At 70.6% G+C, this 14,614-nt stretch carries 11 protein-coding genes; 5 read left to right on the top strand and 6 right to left on the bottom strand.

All coding sequences use genetic code 11. The features are described 5' to 3' along the window. Positions 1 to 64: 64 nt before the first annotated feature. Positions 65 to 745 carry a dienelactone hydrolase family protein gene (locus GHC57_RS03335; RefSeq protein ID WP_153341149.1) on the bottom strand — a complete coding sequence of 227 codons (681 nt, stop codon included), beginning with the start codon at positions 743 to 745 and terminating at the stop codon, positions 65 to 67. Positions 746 to 1,424: 679 nt separating this feature from the next. On the opposite strand from GHC57_RS03335, the gene rpmG reads away from it, so the two are divergent. Next, positions 1,425 to 1,592: a 50S ribosomal protein L33 gene (gene rpmG, locus GHC57_RS03330; RefSeq protein ID WP_153341147.1), complete on the top strand. Its 168-nt coding sequence runs from the start codon at positions 1,425 to 1,427 to the stop codon at positions 1,590 to 1,592. A 459-nt stretch (positions 1,593 to 2,051) separates the two neighbouring features. Here rpmG and GHC57_RS03325 read toward each other — a convergent pair whose 3' ends face one another. Next, a complete protein-coding gene (locus GHC57_RS03325; RefSeq protein ID WP_153341145.1) occupies positions 2,052 to 3,662 on the bottom strand; it encodes a S41 family peptidase in 1,611 nt (536 codons plus the stop codon). A 322-nt stretch (positions 3,663 to 3,984) separates the two neighbouring features. Further along, positions 3,985 to 4,191 (bottom strand): 30S ribosomal protein S21, encoded by a 207-nt coding sequence (gene rpsU / locus GHC57_RS03320; RefSeq protein ID WP_092782067.1) that lies wholly within the window; start codon positions 4,189 to 4,191, stop codon positions 3,985 to 3,987. 415 nt (positions 4,192 to 4,606) lie between these two features. Between rpsU and GHC57_RS03315 the strand changes: the two genes are divergently transcribed. Next, a complete protein-coding gene (locus GHC57_RS03315) occupies positions 4,607 to 5,851 on the top strand; it encodes a Coenzyme F420 hydrogenase/dehydrogenase, beta subunit C-terminal domain (protein ID WP_153341143.1) in 1,245 nt (414 codons plus the stop codon). A gap of 457 nt (positions 5,852 to 6,308) precedes the next feature. On the opposite strand, the gene GHC57_RS03310 is transcribed toward GHC57_RS03315, so the two are convergent. Together GHC57_RS03310 and phaC are read right to left on the bottom strand one after the other, a co-directional pair. Further along, a complete protein-coding gene (locus tag GHC57_RS03310; protein ID WP_153341141.1) occupies positions 6,309 to 6,584 on the bottom strand; it encodes a hypothetical protein in 276 nt (91 codons plus the stop codon). 28 nt (positions 6,585 to 6,612) lie between these two features. Further along, positions 6,613 to 8,427: a class I poly(R)-hydroxyalkanoic acid synthase gene (gene phaC, locus GHC57_RS03305; RefSeq protein ID WP_153341139.1), complete on the bottom strand. Its 1,815-nt coding sequence runs from the start codon at positions 8,425 to 8,427 to the stop codon at positions 6,613 to 6,615. Positions 8,428 to 8,796: 369 nt separating this feature from the next. Between phaC and GHC57_RS20380 the strand changes: the two genes are divergently transcribed. Then, positions 8,797 to 9,930 carry an OmpA family protein gene (locus GHC57_RS20380; protein WP_153341137.1) on the top strand — a complete coding sequence of 378 codons (1,134 nt, stop codon included), beginning with the start codon at positions 8,797 to 8,799 and terminating at the stop codon, positions 9,928 to 9,930. Positions 9,931 to 10,121: 191 nt separating this feature from the next. Here the strand turns inward: GHC57_RS20380 and tsaD are convergent, their stop codons facing one another. Continuing rightward, on the bottom strand, positions 10,122 to 11,186 hold the full coding sequence (tsaD, locus tag GHC57_RS03295) for a tRNA (adenosine(37)-N6)-threonylcarbamoyltransferase complex transferase subunit TsaD (RefSeq protein ID WP_153341135.1): 1,065 nt from the start codon (positions 11,184 to 11,186) through the stop codon (positions 10,122 to 10,124). A gap of 56 nt (positions 11,187 to 11,242) precedes the next feature. Here tsaD and hemC point away from each other — a divergent pair, with 56 nt between their 5' ends. Both hemC and GHC57_RS03285 read left to right on the top strand, forming a co-directional pair. Next, the gene (gene hemC / locus GHC57_RS03290) at positions 11,243 to 12,217 is read left to right on the top strand and encodes a hydroxymethylbilane synthase (protein ID WP_153341133.1); all 975 of its coding nucleotides are present in this window, start codon (positions 11,243 to 11,245) and stop codon (positions 12,215 to 12,217) included. 192 nt (positions 12,218 to 12,409) lie between these two features. Continuing rightward, on the top strand, positions 12,410 to 14,611 hold the full coding sequence (locus GHC57_RS03285; protein WP_153341131.1) for a uroporphyrinogen-III synthase: 2,202 nt from the start codon (positions 12,410 to 12,412) through the stop codon (positions 14,609 to 14,611). Positions 14,612 to 14,614 lie beyond the last annotated feature (3 nt).

The raw sequence follows: 14,614 nt of genomic DNA, 5'->3' as shown, positions 1-14,614 counted from the left end.
TCGTGGGGAGACGCGGCGGGGTCGGTCCGTTCAACATAGGACGGACCGCCGGACCGCGCACCCGTCACGGCGCCGTCAGAGTCTCGTCGAACAGCCGCAGCGTGCGCTCGCCCGCCGCCGCCGCCACCTCCGGCCGGTACGAGTCGCGGGCGTCGCAGTTGAAGCCGTGGCCGGCGCCCGCATGGACCAGAATCGGCAGGTCCGGATGGGCCGCGCTGATGCGCCCCACGTCGTCCAGCGGGATCAGCGAATCCTGGGCGCCGAAATGCAGGATGGCGGGGCAGCGCGGGTTTTCCTCGGCGAACTGGATGATCTGGCCGCCGTAGTAGCAGGCGGTCGCCGCGAAACCGGCCAGTCGGCAGGCGGCCAGCCAGGCCAGCGAGCCGCCCCAGCAGTAGCCGACGATCCCCACCCGCCCGGCGCTGGCGGCCAGATTGCGCGCCGCGTCGATGTCGAGCAAAGGCTTGCGCCAGTCCAGGCGCCCCCGAATCTCGCGGCCGCGCGCCGTGCCTTCGTCGTCGTACGCCAGCTCCACCCCCCGTTCCACCCGATCGAACAGGGCGGGGGCGATGGCGCGGTAGCCGGCCTCGGCGAAACGGTCGCACAGGCCCCGGATGTGGGCGTTGACGCCGAAGATCTCCTGCACGACCACCAGCCCGGCCCGGGCCGTGCCGTCCGGCGGATCGGCGCAGTACGCGGCGAAGGTGTGACCATCGGACGCATTGAGGGTGATCGTCTCGCCCATGGGACAGGTCCATCGATTGGAGGGGGGATATGCGGGCGGGTGCCACTGAGCATCCGAGTGTGTCACACGAAACGCGCCCTGTCCCGACCCCATCCGGCACGCGACGCGGGCAGGGTCGCCCCGGGTGGGGCCGGGCCTGACAGGGCAGAGCGCCCACGGGACCGTGACGGCGCTTTCCGCGCCATGAGAGCGCGGCTCGCGAGATCCCTCGTGTCGCGTTGATCGCTCGGGATGACACACTAAAACCATCGGATGTCATCCTGAAGCCGCAAAGCGGCTGAAGGATCTCGAGCGCGGGTCTCCGACCCGTTGCCAAGACCTGCGCGAGTCCTCCCGTCAACCGGGACGTGTTGCCCTGCGCCCCGACAGGGCTCCGAACTCGGATGACCGGGGTGTCATGGGTCGTGTCCCCTCCCGGGATCCTTCGCCGCCGATGGCGGCTCAGGATGACGATTTTCGATTTGAGAGAGGCATCATGAGGGAGCCCCCGCGACCATCTTTCCGATGGTCGCGGGGGCGACCGAAGGATCTCGGGAGGTGGGGTCCCATTCCTCCGTGTCACGGAACGGCAATCCCAGTGCGGAGCCCTGTGCGCGCCGAACGAAACCTTGACTCCGCCGGCGTCGGCGTTATGGTGCGCGGCTCCGTTTGATCCTCCAGGCACCGGGATTTTAAACCCATGGCGAAGCCGGCAACCATCCAGGTGAAGCTCGAAAGCACCGCGGGCACGGGCTATTTTTACGTGGCCAAAAAGAACCCGCGCAAGACCACCGAGAAGCTTGAGTTCCGCAAGTACGACCCGAAGGCGCGCAAGCACGTCGTCTTCAAGGAAACCAAGCTGAAGTAGGACCGCCCCCGGGCGCGCCCGTGTTCCGGCGCGCCGGGACGGCCCCGCGAACCGATCCACGCGGATCGTGATGCCCGAGGCCCGACAGGGTCCCGGCCGTTGCGGTCCGTTTTCGCGTGCGTGAACGCTGGCCTCACGGCGGCCCGGATGATTCCCCGGCGACGAAGACATGACACCGGCGACACAGGGTCGCTGCAACGACCTGTCAGAACGATCTGTCAGGATGAGTCTTTGGTTTTGTCGCCGCCCCGGCCGCCCTTGGGCGGCCATCTGTAGACCCGGCCGCCCTTGGGCGGCCAACTATAGAACGGCGCCGCGATGCGGTGCCGGGGGCGCCGGCCCCGTCGGCCGGCATGAGAGCATTTGGCACGACATCCGGGTCGCGCAAAAAATGCTCTCGAATACTGATCTTGACGCACATCGTCGTCGCGATCTGTTCCAGATCGCTCGGGATTCGCGCTAGCGGCTGGCGGCCCGCACCCCGGCCATGCCGACGGCCCGGGCGTACAGGGCGTGATCCTGGATCAGGCGCCGGGCCACGCGCTCGTCGAGGCCGTTGGGCTCGTGGTGCTCCGCCGGGCACAGGGCGCGCAGGGTGCGGCGCTTCTCGGTGTCCTCGAACGCCGTGTGCCGCCACGAGGACAGGCGCTGCGCGATGGGCGCCGCCTGGCTGCGCAGGTCGTGCAGCACCGACTCCACCACTTCGGGCTCGGTCCGACTGGCCCGGCCGCTGGTGCAGGCCACCGGCGGCACGCCCAGCCCGTGCAGCACATACCCGGACGGACTGTGGAAGCGCGACCAGGTGAGCGTGATCTCGCCGCCGTTGGGCAGTTGGATGACCGTCTGCACCGTGCCCTTGCCGTAGCTCGTCGTCCCGATCACCACCGCCCGACCGCTGTCCTGCAGCGCGGCGGCCAGGATCTCGGCCGCCGAGGCCGAATCGCCGTCCATCAGGACGACGATGGGCAGGCCGCGCGCGATGTCGCCGGCAGTGGCGCTGTAGTACTGGCGCGCCTCCGGGTGGCGGCCGCGCGTGGACACGATGGTGCCGTCGTTCAGGAACAGGTCCGCCACGCGCACCGACTGGTCGAGCAGGCCGCCGGGGTTGCCGCGCATGTCGATGATGAAGCCGCGCGGCGGCTCTCCGGAGGGGCCGCCCCGGGACAGGGCCTCCTGCACCGCATCGGCCACGGCCTCTGTGGTGGCCTGGTTGAAGCTGGACAGCCGCAGCACGGCCACCCCCTCTTCCAGCACCAGATCGACCGTCGGCATGACGATCAACCCGCGCTCGATCGCCACGGTGACGGTGTTGCCGCGCAGGAGGGTCAGGCGCACGATGCTGCCCACCGGGCCGCGCAGACGCTCGCGCACCAGATCGGTGTCGGCGCTGTCGAACGACACCCCGTCGGCCGACAGGATGCGATCGCCGGCCTGGACGCCGGCGGCGGCGGCCGGGCCGTCGCGCACCACGTCCTCGACCATCACCCCGCCGTCGTCGTGGATCGAGAACACGATGCCGATGCCGCCGAAGCCGTTGCGGCTGCCCCGGTTGAGCCGGGCCTCCAATGCCCCGGCGTAGCGGGAGAATCGGTCCAGGCTCGCCAGGGCCGAATCGAAGACGGCGTCATAGATGGATTCGGCATCGGCCTCGGCGAGAGGAGGAGAGACCGCCCGGGCCGCCTGGATGGCGTCGATGCTGAGCCGCGCCCAGTCGGCGCCCCGATCCTCGTCCGGCTGCAGGAAGCGGGCAATGCGCCGGTCGCCCTTGCGGATCTCGACCGCCGAGTCCGTCGCGACCGCGTCCAGCGCCGGATCGAATCGGTGTAGGCCGCGCAGCCCGGCGACCACGAAGGAGGCCATGTCAACGGGCTCGATGTAGCGGTTCGACACGGAAATGTAGCCCTGCGCGAACATCCGCTGCGCATCCTCGCGCGTGAAGGCCGCGGGGACCTCATAGGCCGCGTCCGTGACCGGCGCTCCGGCGTCCGGCATGCGAGTCGGCGCACAGCCGGCCACGGCCAGCCCGAGCAGAGCCAACCCCACGAGCAACAGGGGCGGGACGTGTCTCATAAGCACCGACGTTTCCTGGTGGCGATGGCCGTTTCCGGTCGAGTCCGTGGCAATCCGATGGCGGCCCGCTCATGACGCGCCGTCACCCCGTCGAGATCAATGCTAAACAGGATCGTTTGAAGATTTCCTTTCGCCGTGTTGCATCGAGCCCTGCGCCCGCCCTGCGCCCGCCCACCGCTCGGCTGCGGCCATCGCCGACGGGACCGGGCGCGGAACGCACAAAACCACCCGTCCCGGTCACCGTATTCCAACGGCCGACCCGAGCGGGTGGTGTCGTGTCTCGAACGCGATCGTGGGCGACGGAGCGCCGCCGCGCGGCAGGCTAGAAGCCTTCGCGCTCCAGCCGCTTGCGCTCCAGCTTGCGGGCCCGGCGCACGGCCTCGGCCTTTTCGCGCGCCTTGCGCTCGGACGGCTTCTCGAAGTTGCGGCGCAGCTTCATCTCCCGGAAAACGCCCTCGCGCTGCATCTTCTTCTTCAGCGCCTTGAGAGCCTGATCGACATTGTTGTCGCGCACAAGAACCTGAACCAGGGGTCTTCTCCTTCAACGATCGGCGCCGACGGACGGTCCGGCGCAAGGGGTCGAGTCACGATCACGGCGGGCGGGGCGGCCCCCCGGCCCCGCCGGCCAGCGGCAGGATATCGGCCCTGGGTCCCTCGCCCGCGAAAGCGAATAAGGCGCCTCTCCGGCCAGCCCCGGGGCTCATGGACCCAAGGCGGACGGCCGGCGAAACGCACGACCCAGGATGCATTCAGCCAGAGCCGGTGTGCCTGCACACCGCTCACGATGGCGGGGACCCTATCATGGGTTCCCACGGCTGGGAAGGGGGCGATGTGCCCGCGCCCCCCTTTCCGAGCGACGCAGCCGGTTCCCTTTCCGGGGCCGGTTGGCGCACAATGGCGCCCGTTTTTTCGCCGCTCCGTCTGGACAGGAGACGCCCGCGATCATGGACACCCGGCCCACCGACCCGCCCGTCCCCGCCGACGCCCTCTGGACCCCGCCTCTGGCCGAGCCGGCGCCGCGCACCCTCTGCACCGACTGCGGGGTGTCGCGCATGGCGGACCCGCGCCAGTGCGGCGCGGCCTGCCAGTTCATCCGGCCCGACTATCCCGCCATGGAGGCCCGGGTCCAGGGCCGGGCGCGCGATCCGGAGCGCGGCGACGAGCTGTTCTTCGGCCCCTACCGCCGCATGGTTCAGGCCGCGCTGAAAGAGCCCCGCCCGGGGGCCCAGTGGACCGGCATCACCACCCGCCTGGGCCAGCGCCTGCTTGAAACGGGCCAGGTGGACGCGGTACTGACCATGACCGCCGACCCGCAGGACCGCTGGCGGCCGCGCCCGGTCATCGTCACCGATCCGGCGGCCATGGCGGACTGCCGGGGCATGCGCATGGGCTATGCGCCCCTGCTGGCGCTGCTGGAACCGGCCATCGCCCGGGGCTTCCGGCGGTTGGCGGTGATCGGCATCCCCTGTCAGGTCCATGCCCTCCGCCACCTCGAAGCCACGCTGGGGCTGGAGCGGCTGTACGTCATCGGCACGCCGTGCTCGGACAACACCACCACGGAGAACTTCCACACCTTCCTGGGCCTGCTGACGGACCGACCCGAGGAGGTCACGTACCTTGAATTCCGCGCCGACTTCCGGGTGGAATTGCGCTTCAAGGACGGCAAAGTGCGGCTGATCCCGTTCCTGAAGCTGCCGATCTCCAAGCTGCCGAAGGACTTCTTCCCGCTCACCTGCCGCAGTTGCGCGGACTACACCAACGTGCTCGCGGACATCACGGTGGGCTATCTGGCCGGGCGCGGCGAGCAATGGCTGCTGGTGCGCAACGACCGGGGCGAGGAGATACTGGACCTGCTCGGCGACACGGTGCGCATCCGCCCCGTCACCAGCGCGGGCAAGCGGGCCGGGTCGGTGCAGGGCTTCATCACCAATACGGAGAAAGCGGCTGGCGGGCTGCCGGTGCGCGGCATGCCGAACTGGCTGCGCCCACTGATGGGCTGGCTGATGCCGAAGGTGGGACCGCGCGGCGCGGAGATCGCCCGGGCGCGGCTGGAGATGAAGGCCGCCGAAAGCGTCATCCACCTGCGCCGCGAGGCGCCGAAGCGGATGAAGCACATGATCCCCGCCCATGCGTGGCGGCTGGTGGAGCCCTACGGGCTTTCGCCGAACCCGGGCGAGCGGAAGGAGTGAGACCGGCGTCACGAAGCATTGACCGTCCGGACGAACGCCAACAAACGACCAGATGTCATCCCGAGCGAGCGAAGCGAGCCGAGGGATCTCGAGCCGGGGCGTGCATGGGGCGGCCCGGCGCAGCCCTGCCTGTCTAGATCCTTCGCCGCTTTCAGCGGCTCAGGATGACACGACAGAGGCGGCGAGCGTCGTCGTCTCTCAACGCCGCTCACTCCTGAGGCCGGGCGGGAGTTGCACTCCCGCCCGGAGCGTTTTCATCCCCAATCGGTGGGCGCAACGGCCCGGACGGGGCTGCAAGCTCCGTCCGGCATGCAGAAAGCCTGTCCCTGCGACCCACTGAGATATGTGAATCGGGTCGCCGCGCCAAAGGAGGGCGTTCGGTCTGCACCCGACGAAAGGTCCGGGGACGCCCCATTGCCCCGGTTTTCCGTGATGATCCCAAAAAACCGGCCGCCGCTCACTCCGATCGCGGCGTGTAGAAGTCCGGCCGGGCCAGATCCGCGCTGCCGGCGCGGCGGTCCTGCAGGTCCACGCCCTGGATGGCGCGGGCCAGGGCATCGCAGCGCGCCCCCAGCGCCCGCGCCTGGGCGGCGCCGCCGTCGGCCGTGCCCGCCCCGGCGCCGCCGGCGCAGTCCGCCTGATAGTGCGCCATCAACGCCGCCGGAGAGAGCCCCTCAAGGGCCTCTCCATCAGCCGCCCCGGCGGGCGCCGACGCCAGTGCGAGGGCGGCCACGACCGCCCCCGTGCCACAGGCCCGCCGCCTAGACCGCACGGATCTTCACGTAGCTGCCGGGGGCGTCCTCGATGGGCTTGACCTTGCCCTCGCCGGGCTGGCGCGCCGGCACCTCGCCGTCGCTGTACTTCTCGACCCACTTTTCCCAGTCCGGCCACCAGGACCCCGGGTTCTCCTTGGCGGCGGCCAGCCAGGTTTCGTGGTTCTTGGACCGGCTGGTGCTGGTCCAGTGGACGTACTTGTTGGAGGCCGGCGGGTTGATGACGCCGGCGATGTGCCCCGAGGCCGCCAGCACGAAGCGCACCGGCCCGCTGTAGATCTGCGCGCCCCGGAAGGTGGAGGGCCAGGGCGCGATGTGGTCCTCGCGCGCCGACAGGAAATAGGCCGGCGTCTTGACCTTGGTCAGGTCCAGCGGCACGCCGGCCAGGGTCACGGCGCCCGGCTCCCGCAGCGCGTTTTCCAGGTAGCACTTGCGCAGGTAGAAACTGTGCATGGCCGCCGGCATGCGGGTGCTGTCCGAGTTCCAGTACAGCAGGTCGAAGGGGAACGGCTCCTTGCCCATCAGGTAGTTGTTCACCACGAACGACCAGATCAGGTCGTTGGACCGCAGCATGTTGAACGTGGTCGCCATCTCGGCGCCGTCGAGATAGCCGCGCTCGAACATCTCCTCTTCCAGGTGCTCCAGGGTGGTGGGGTCGATGAACACACCCAGTTCGCCCGGATCGGAGAAGTCCAGCATGGTGGTGAAGTGGGTGGCCGACGCGATGCGATCCGCCTTGCCCTGGGCCTGCAGCCACGCCAGCGTCATGCCCAGCAGGGTGCCGCCCAGGCAGTACCCGATGGCGTTGACCGAGGATTCGCCGACCGCCTTTTCGATCACGTCCAGGGCTTCAACCGGGCCCTGCGCAAGGTAGTCGTCAAAGGCGGTGTCGCGGTAGCTCTCGTCCGGATTGATCCACGAGATCAGGAAGACCGTGTGCCCCTGACTGACGGCCCAGCGCACGAACGAGTTCTTTTCGCGCAGGTCCATGATGTAGTACTTGTTGATCCACGGCGGGATGATGAGCAGCGGCCGCTTGTGGACCGTCTCGGTCATCGGGCTGTACTGGATCAACTGCATCAGCTTGTTCTGGTGGACCACCTTGCCCGGGGTGGTGACGATGTTTTCGCCCACCTTGAAGGCGTTCTCGTCCGTCATGGTGATGCGCAGTTGGCCCTTGCCCCGTTCCAGGTCGGCCAGCATGTGCTCCAGCCCGTGGACCAGGCTCTGCCCGCGCGTCTCGATGGCGGTGCGCAGAACCTGCGGGTTGGTCATGACGAAGTTGGTGGGCGCCATGGCGTCCACGACCTGGCGGGTATAGAAGTCCACCTTCTTGGCGACCGGGCTGTCCTCGCCCTCCACGTCATGGACGAGGCCCAGCATCCACCGCGAGGTCAGCAGGTAGGACTGCTTGATGAAGTCGTAGACCTCGTTTTCCTGCCACATGTCGTCCTTGAACCGCATGTCGTGGCGGTCCGGGCGCACCAGCGGTTCCGTGTCCTGGCCGAGCCAGCGCTGGGCCGCGTTCTGCCACAGCGCCATGTACTCCTGCCACAGGTTGAACTGGGCCTCCATGATCTTGGCCGGGTTGGACATCATCTTGGCGGTCATGTCCAGCCAGGCCTCGCTGACGTTCAGCGGGTCCGTGAACGGCAGGCCCGCCGAGCCGGAGGCTTGGCGGCTGAGAAAATCGGTGAACAGCTTTTGCGCGTGCTCTGTGATTTCCTGCATATCCTGGGCGAATGCCTGCGGGTCCCACTGATCGTCCCGCGGCTCGGTCTTGCTGCCCTGTTGATCGGCCATCGTCCCTTCCTCTATCATCCGTGCGCGTGAAGGCCCGGCGTTCCCCCTTCTCGGGGACGTTGGTTCTTGACGGGCATTGTGAGGGATGATCCCGTGCCGGCCAAGGGCCAAGCGACGGTGCGCGTGGGTTTCCTTCAACTATGGGGACACAAACGCCGCCGGGCAACCGCCCGGACCCCGACCGATCCCATCGAACGACACGGTCGGACCCGGGATCGGGCGGCGAAACAGGGCAGTGCGGCGCCGGGTCGGGGCCGCGCGGTTTCACACAAGGCCCGGACCGGCCCCCCGGTTCGGGCCTGAGTCTGCGGGGCGCCATCGCGGCGCGGGCCGGCGGACACGTTGCAGCGGAGTGGGGCGTTGACAGGTGTGACGAGACGGCGGACCTCCCGATGCGGGGAGGACACCAGCACCAGCGAACGGGGCCACAAGCGCCGTCCCCTCGGCACGCGCACCGCTCTTGTGGCCGCCCCCCTGGTCGCTCTGGCGCTGACCGTGGGCCTGGCCGGCTGCACGGACACGCCCCCGGAAGCCGTCGGCGACTACCCGGACATCTCCAACAGCCCGGCCGAGCCGCCACGCGCCGCCCCCGCCTCCGAGCGCGACCAGGTGGCCGAGGGCCTGCTGGCCGATCGCCGGGAGAACCGCTACGCCGAGAGCGAGGGCACCCGCCAGCGCTCCAGCGAGGTGCGGCCGCCCGAGTTCTCGCCCCCCACCGAGGCGCCGGCCGACACCTCGCTGACGGACCGGATCGAGGCCGGCGAGAGCCCCGAGGTGGCCCGCAGCACGCTGCCCCCGCCCCCGGGCGCCGGGCGCGATCCCACCGTGACCGTGCCCGCCGGCACGCCCACCCCGGGCGGATTCGAGCCGTCGCGGGATCCCCGGCAGCAGCCGGGCCCGTTGATCCAGCCGAACACGCCGCGCTTCCCCGGTCCCGGACAACTGCCGCCGCCGCCCGTGCCCAACGCCTACGCCGGCGGGCCGGTGATCGTGGATTCCCGGGGCGTGAGCCGGACCGGCCCCAGCGGCATGGGCGCGATGCCCGGCGGCTACGCCGCGGCCTCCGCCGCGACCATCGCCCCGGGGGCGATGGTGGGGCCGGCGGGCGCGCAACCCCTGGCGGCCTATGGCCCCATGCCGGGCGCGCGCAGTCAGCGCGTCGCCGTCATCTACTTCGCCGACGGCTCGTCGCGGCTGTCCGGCCAGGACCGCCAGGTTCTGAGCCAAGTCGCGGCCCTGCAACGCCAGTACGGCGGCGTGCTGCGCGTGGTCGGCCACGCCTCCAGCCGCACCGGCGCCACCGACATCGCGCGACACAAGCTGGCCAACTTCAACGTCTCGCTGGCGCGCGCAAACAACGTGGCCGACGCCCTGATGCGATCCGGCGTGCCCGGGCAGTTCCTGTTCGTGGGCGCGGCCTCCGACAGCCAGCCGGTGTATTACGAGATCATGCCGACCGGCGAAGCCGGCAACCGCCGCACCGAGATCTATTTGGATTATTGATCGCGGCGGCGGGTTGCGCCTTTGGCGCGCCCCCGCCCTACACTGCAGTACCAGTCCGTAGGGCGGCTTCGGGCAGTATTTTTTCTTTTTTCGCCGCAGCGCCCCTTTGGGGCGCGCGGCTCCGCGGCTACGCCGCGCCGGCCCGGTCGGGCCGGCTGCGCCCGACACGTCGCGACGTGCCGGGTGCAGAATTATGCCTTCACCCCCGCGCCGGGGCGCTTCGGCGCGTCCGGATCCAGGGGCCAGCGCGGACGCGGCCGGAAATCCAGCGCATCGGTCAGGCCCAGGCGCAGGCGCTCCAGCCCCGCCCAGGCGACCATGGCGGCATTGTCCGTGCACAGCGCCAGGGGTGGCGCGACGAAGGTCCAGCCGCGCGCCGCGCACAGTCCCCCCAGGCGCGCCCGCAGGGTGCGGTTGGCGGCGACGCCGCCCGCCACCACCAGCGTGGGCGAGTCCCCTGTGCCCCCGTCCGCCGCCATCAGCGTCATGGCGCGGCCGGTGCGGTCCTCCAGCACGTCGGCCACCGCCGCCTGCACGCCGGCGGCCAGATCGGCCCGATCGCGCACCGACAGCGGGCCGGGCGGCAGCCGGTCCAGCACCTGCCGGGCGGCCGTCTTGAGGCCGGAGAACGAGACATCGCAGCCGGGCCGGCCCCGCATGGGCCGGGGCAGCGCGAACCGATCCGGATCGCCGCCCTCGGCGGCGCGCTCCAGGGCCGGGCCGCCCGGGTGGCCCAGGCCCATCATCTTGGCCACCTTGTCGAAGCACTCGCCGGCGGCATCGTCGATGGTCGTGCCCAACCGCCGATAGGCCCCGACCCCGCGCACCGCCAGAAGCTGGCAGTGTCCGCCCGAAACCAGCAGCAGCAGGAACGGAAAGGCCACGTCGTCGCTCAGGCGCGCGGTCAGGGCGTGCGCCTCCAGGTGATTGACGGCGACGAACGGCCGGCCACCGGCCAGCGCCAGCGCCTTCGCGGTCATGACCCCCACGATCACGCCGCCGATCAGCCCCGGCCCGCCGGTGGCGGCGACCGCATCCAGGTCGGCCAGGGTCACGCCGGCCTCGTCCAGAGTCTCGCCCACCAGGCGGTCCAGGTGGTCCAGATGGGCGCGCGCGGCGATCTCCGGCACCACCCCGCCATAGGGGCGGTGGGCGTCATGCTGCGACAGCAGCCGGTGCGCGAGAATGCGCCGCTCGCCATCCACGAGGGCGGCCGCGGTCTCGTCGCAACTGGTCTCCAGGCCAAGAACGATCATGGCCGCCAGAATTAAGGCTTTTCAGACCGAAAAACACCCCTTACAAACCTCGGGCCATGAGTACGACACCACTTCTCAAGATCGGCACGCGCGGCAGCCCGCTCGCGCTGGCCCAGGCCCATGCGGCTCGCGACGCCCTCGCGGCGGCCCACCCCGCCCTGGCGGCGGACGGCGCGATGCGCATTGACATCATCAAAACCACCGGCGACTCGGTGCAGGACCGTCCGCTGTCGGAAATCGGCGGCAAGGGCCTGTTCACGCGCGAGATCGACGACGCCCAGACCGCGGGCGACATCGACATCGCCGTGCACAGCATGAAGGACGTGCCGACCGTGCTGGAGGACGGCCTCGTGCTGGCCTGCATCATGCCGCGCGAGGATCCCCGCGACGCCTTCATCTCGGTGAAGTACAAGAGCTTCGCCGAGCTGCCCGAGGGCGCCGTCATCGGGTCCGCCTCGCTGCGCCGGGCGTCCCAGATCCTGAGCCGCTACCCCCACCTCAAGGTCATCAACTTCCGGGGCAACCTGCAGACCCGGCTGCGCAAGCTGAACGAGGGCGCGGCCGACGCCACCATGCTCGCCATGGCCGGCCTGAATCGCATGGGTATGGCCGAGGTCGCCACCACCACCATGGAACCCGAGGACATGCTGCCGGCCGTCGCCCAGGGCGCCGTCGGCATCACCTGCCGCGCCAACGACGAGCGGGCGCTCGCCTGGCTGGCCGCGCTGGACTGTCGGGACTCGCACGTCCGCGTGGCCGCCGAGCGCGCCTTCCTGGCCCGTCTGGACGGCTCCTGCCGCACCCCCATCGCCGCCCTATCGGAATGGACGGCGCCCGGGCAGATGCGCCTGCGCTGCCTGATCGTCCGTCCGGACGGCACGGACCCGCTGGAGACGGAACGGTCCGGCCCGGTCGCCGACATGGCGGCCGCCATGGCCATGGGCGACGACGCCGCCCGCGAACTCGTGGAGCGGGCCGGCGATGCGTTGCCGGCCTATCGGGGCGAGGTCATGCCGGGCGGGGGGCTCTAGGCCCCCCCCGGGCCCGGCCCCCGTCCCGTCAGGCCCGCCGTTCCGCGGCAGACCGCACCCGGCAGCCGGCCGTTCGCCGGCTGTCGCCGTTTGAGACCGGCCCGACCGGGCCGGCGCCGCGACGCGGCGGGGGCGATGAAACGAACGAGTCGGGTTCATCGCCGATCAGTATGAGGGAGATGGACCACCACGATGCGTGTCCTGGTCAGCCGCCCCCGTGACGACGCCGAGCGTATCGCGGCCCCCTTGCGCGCGATGGGCGTCGAGGTCGTCAACGAACCGCTTCTCGTGATCGTGCCGGTCGCGGGCCCGAACATCGACCTGACGGGCGTTCAGGCCGTCCTGATGACCAGCGCCAACGGCGCGCGCGCCCTGGCCACGGCCGTGGACGAGCGCGATATGCCCGTGTTCGCGGTGGGCGATCAGACCGCACGGGCCGCGCGGGACGTGGGCTTCAACCACGTGGAAAGCGCCGGCGGCAACGTCGAGACCCTCGCCGCCCTGGTGCGCGAGCGCCTGAACCCGGACCATGGCCCGCTGCTCCATGCAGCCGGACGGGTCCAGGCGGGCGACCTCGCCGGCGCGCTGGACACGGACGGCTTCACGGTCCGTGTCGCGCACCTGTATGATGCCCGGCCGACCGCCGCGCTGTCCCGAAGCACCCAGGCGGCGCTGCGCGACGGCACCATTGACGCCGCGTTCTTCTTTTCGCCACGGACCGCCCGCACCTTTGTCGAGCATGTCCGCAAGGCGACCCTGGAACGGAGCCTGGGCGGGGTGACCGCCTATGCCCTGTCCGCCGCCGTGGCCCGCGAACTGGATCCTATCCTGTCAGGCCGGATTCGCGTGTCCGACCAGCCCACGCAGGAGTCCCTGCTGGACGTGTTCAAAGCCGATGTGAAGGAGGCCGCCCTGAAACCGCCCGAACACGCCCGTCCCGAAAAGGGGACATCCACCGAACCGTCCGGTGCGGGTCAGTCCGCCGGACCGTCGGACGAGACCACGCCGGGGACCGACACCGCGGCGGACAACGCCCCCCGCACCGACCGCCCGGAGGAGACCGACACCGCGGACAACGCGGCGGCCCCCCCCGCGTCCAAGGCGGACGATCCGTCCGACCCGGCGGGCGAGGACCGGCCTGACGAGAAGCCCGAAGACAAGCCCGACGAGAAGCCCGACGAGAAGCCCGACGACCGCCACCACGACGACGGCGACGGCGTCTATGCCGGGTCCGCCGGGCGGCCGGCCGAAAAAGCGGCAGCCTCCGACGCCTCGCATGCCCGCGAGCAGGCGGAACACCGCACCATGCGCTCGATCGTGCGGTGGTTCGTGATCCTGGTCATCGCGGGCGCGGTCGCCTTCGGCTCCATGCCGTGGTGGCGCGATAAGGTTCCGGGCCCGCTGCAGTCGATCCTGCCGACCTATCCCGAGTCGGTCGGGTCGGCCGCCGTGGGCGACCTGGAAACCCGGGTCGCCGACCTGACGGCAAGCGTCAAGGACCTGTCGTCCACTCTCGCCAGCACGGCCGAAACCGCCGAGACCGCCCTGGCGGCGGCTCAGGACCAGCCGGACAGCCCCGAAGCCGGCGCCACCGCCGCCCAGGTGGAGGCCCTGCGCGGCCGCCTTGACGCGCTGGAACAGGCGCTGACCGACCAGGCGACCACCGGCACCGGCGGCCAGGAGGCGACGGCCGCCGCGCTGGGCGTGGCCTCGGATCGCCTCGACACCCTGGAAAGCCGGGTTGCCGCGATGGAAGACACCCTGGCGGCGATTGAAGACACCCTGGCCCAGATGGGGACACGCCTGGAGGAGACGGACGCCTCGGTGGCCGCCACGGTCGCCGAACTGTCCGACGGCGAAGCCCGCGCGGTCGGCCTGATGCTGTCCGTCGGACTGCTGCGCCAGCAGGTGGACGCCGGCAAGCCCTACGCCTCGGAACTGTCCGCGGTGGCCGCGCTGGCGCCGGGCGAGGACGTGACCGGCGAAATGGACGCGCTGGACGAGCACGCCGCCACCGGCGTGCGGACCCTGCCGGAGCTGCGCCGGGCCTTCAATGATGTGTCCAGCCTTGCGGCGCGCCGGACCATCGTGCCGGAAGGCGACTCTTTCTGGAGCGACACCGTGTCGTCGCTCATGGACGGCATCACGGTGCGCCGCAAGGACGACGTGATCGCGGGTGGCGGGCTCGCCGCCCTGTCCTCGGCCGAGGTTCTGTTGGCCGAAGGGAATCTGACCGGGGCAATCGAAGCCCTCGACGAACTGAAGGGCGACGCCGGCAAGGTCGTCGCCGACTGGATGGCCGACGCCCAGGCGCGTGCGTCGGTGGATTCTGCCCTCGCCTCGCTGAACGCCGCCGCCCTGGCGCGCGTGGGCGGGGGCCCGACGACGGAGTAACCC

It is taken from the genome of Roseospira navarrensis, assembly GCF_009601025.1.
Lineage (GTDB): Bacteria > Pseudomonadota > Alphaproteobacteria > Rhodospirillales > Rhodospirillaceae > Rhodospira > Rhodospira navarrensis.
Note: the sequence above shows the minus strand (reverse complement) of the source record. Positions and strands in the feature narration are given on the sequence as shown.

Bases quoted from the DNA above. Each gene is read 5' to 3' on its own strand.
- rpmG (WP_153341147.1), top strand. From the start codon at position 1,425: ATGGCGAAGCCGGCAACCATCCAGGTGAAGCTCGAAAGCACCGCGGGC.
- GHC57_RS03335 (WP_153341149.1), bottom strand. From the start codon at position 745: ATGGGCGAGACGATCACCCTCAATGCGTCCGATGGTCACACCTTCGCC.
- hemC (WP_153341133.1), top strand. From the start codon at position 11,243: ATGAGTACGACACCACTTCTCAAGATCGGCACGCGCGGCAGCCCGCTC.
- GHC57_RS03315 (WP_153341143.1), top strand. From the start codon at position 4,607: ATGGACACCCGGCCCACCGACCCGCCCGTCCCCGCCGACGCCCTCTGG.
- tsaD (WP_153341135.1), bottom strand. From the start codon at position 11,186: ATGATCGTTCTTGGCCTGGAGACCAGTTGCGACGAGACCGCGGCCGCC.
- GHC57_RS03325 (WP_153341145.1), bottom strand. From the start codon at position 3,662: ATGAGACACGTCCCGCCCCTGTTGCTCGTGGGGTTGGCTCTGCTCGGG.
- phaC (WP_153341139.1), bottom strand. From the start codon at position 8,427: ATGGCCGATCAACAGGGCAGCAAGACCGAGCCGCGGGACGATCAGTGG.
- GHC57_RS03285 (WP_153341131.1), top strand. From the start codon at position 12,410: ATGCGTGTCCTGGTCAGCCGCCCCCGTGACGACGCCGAGCGTATCGCG.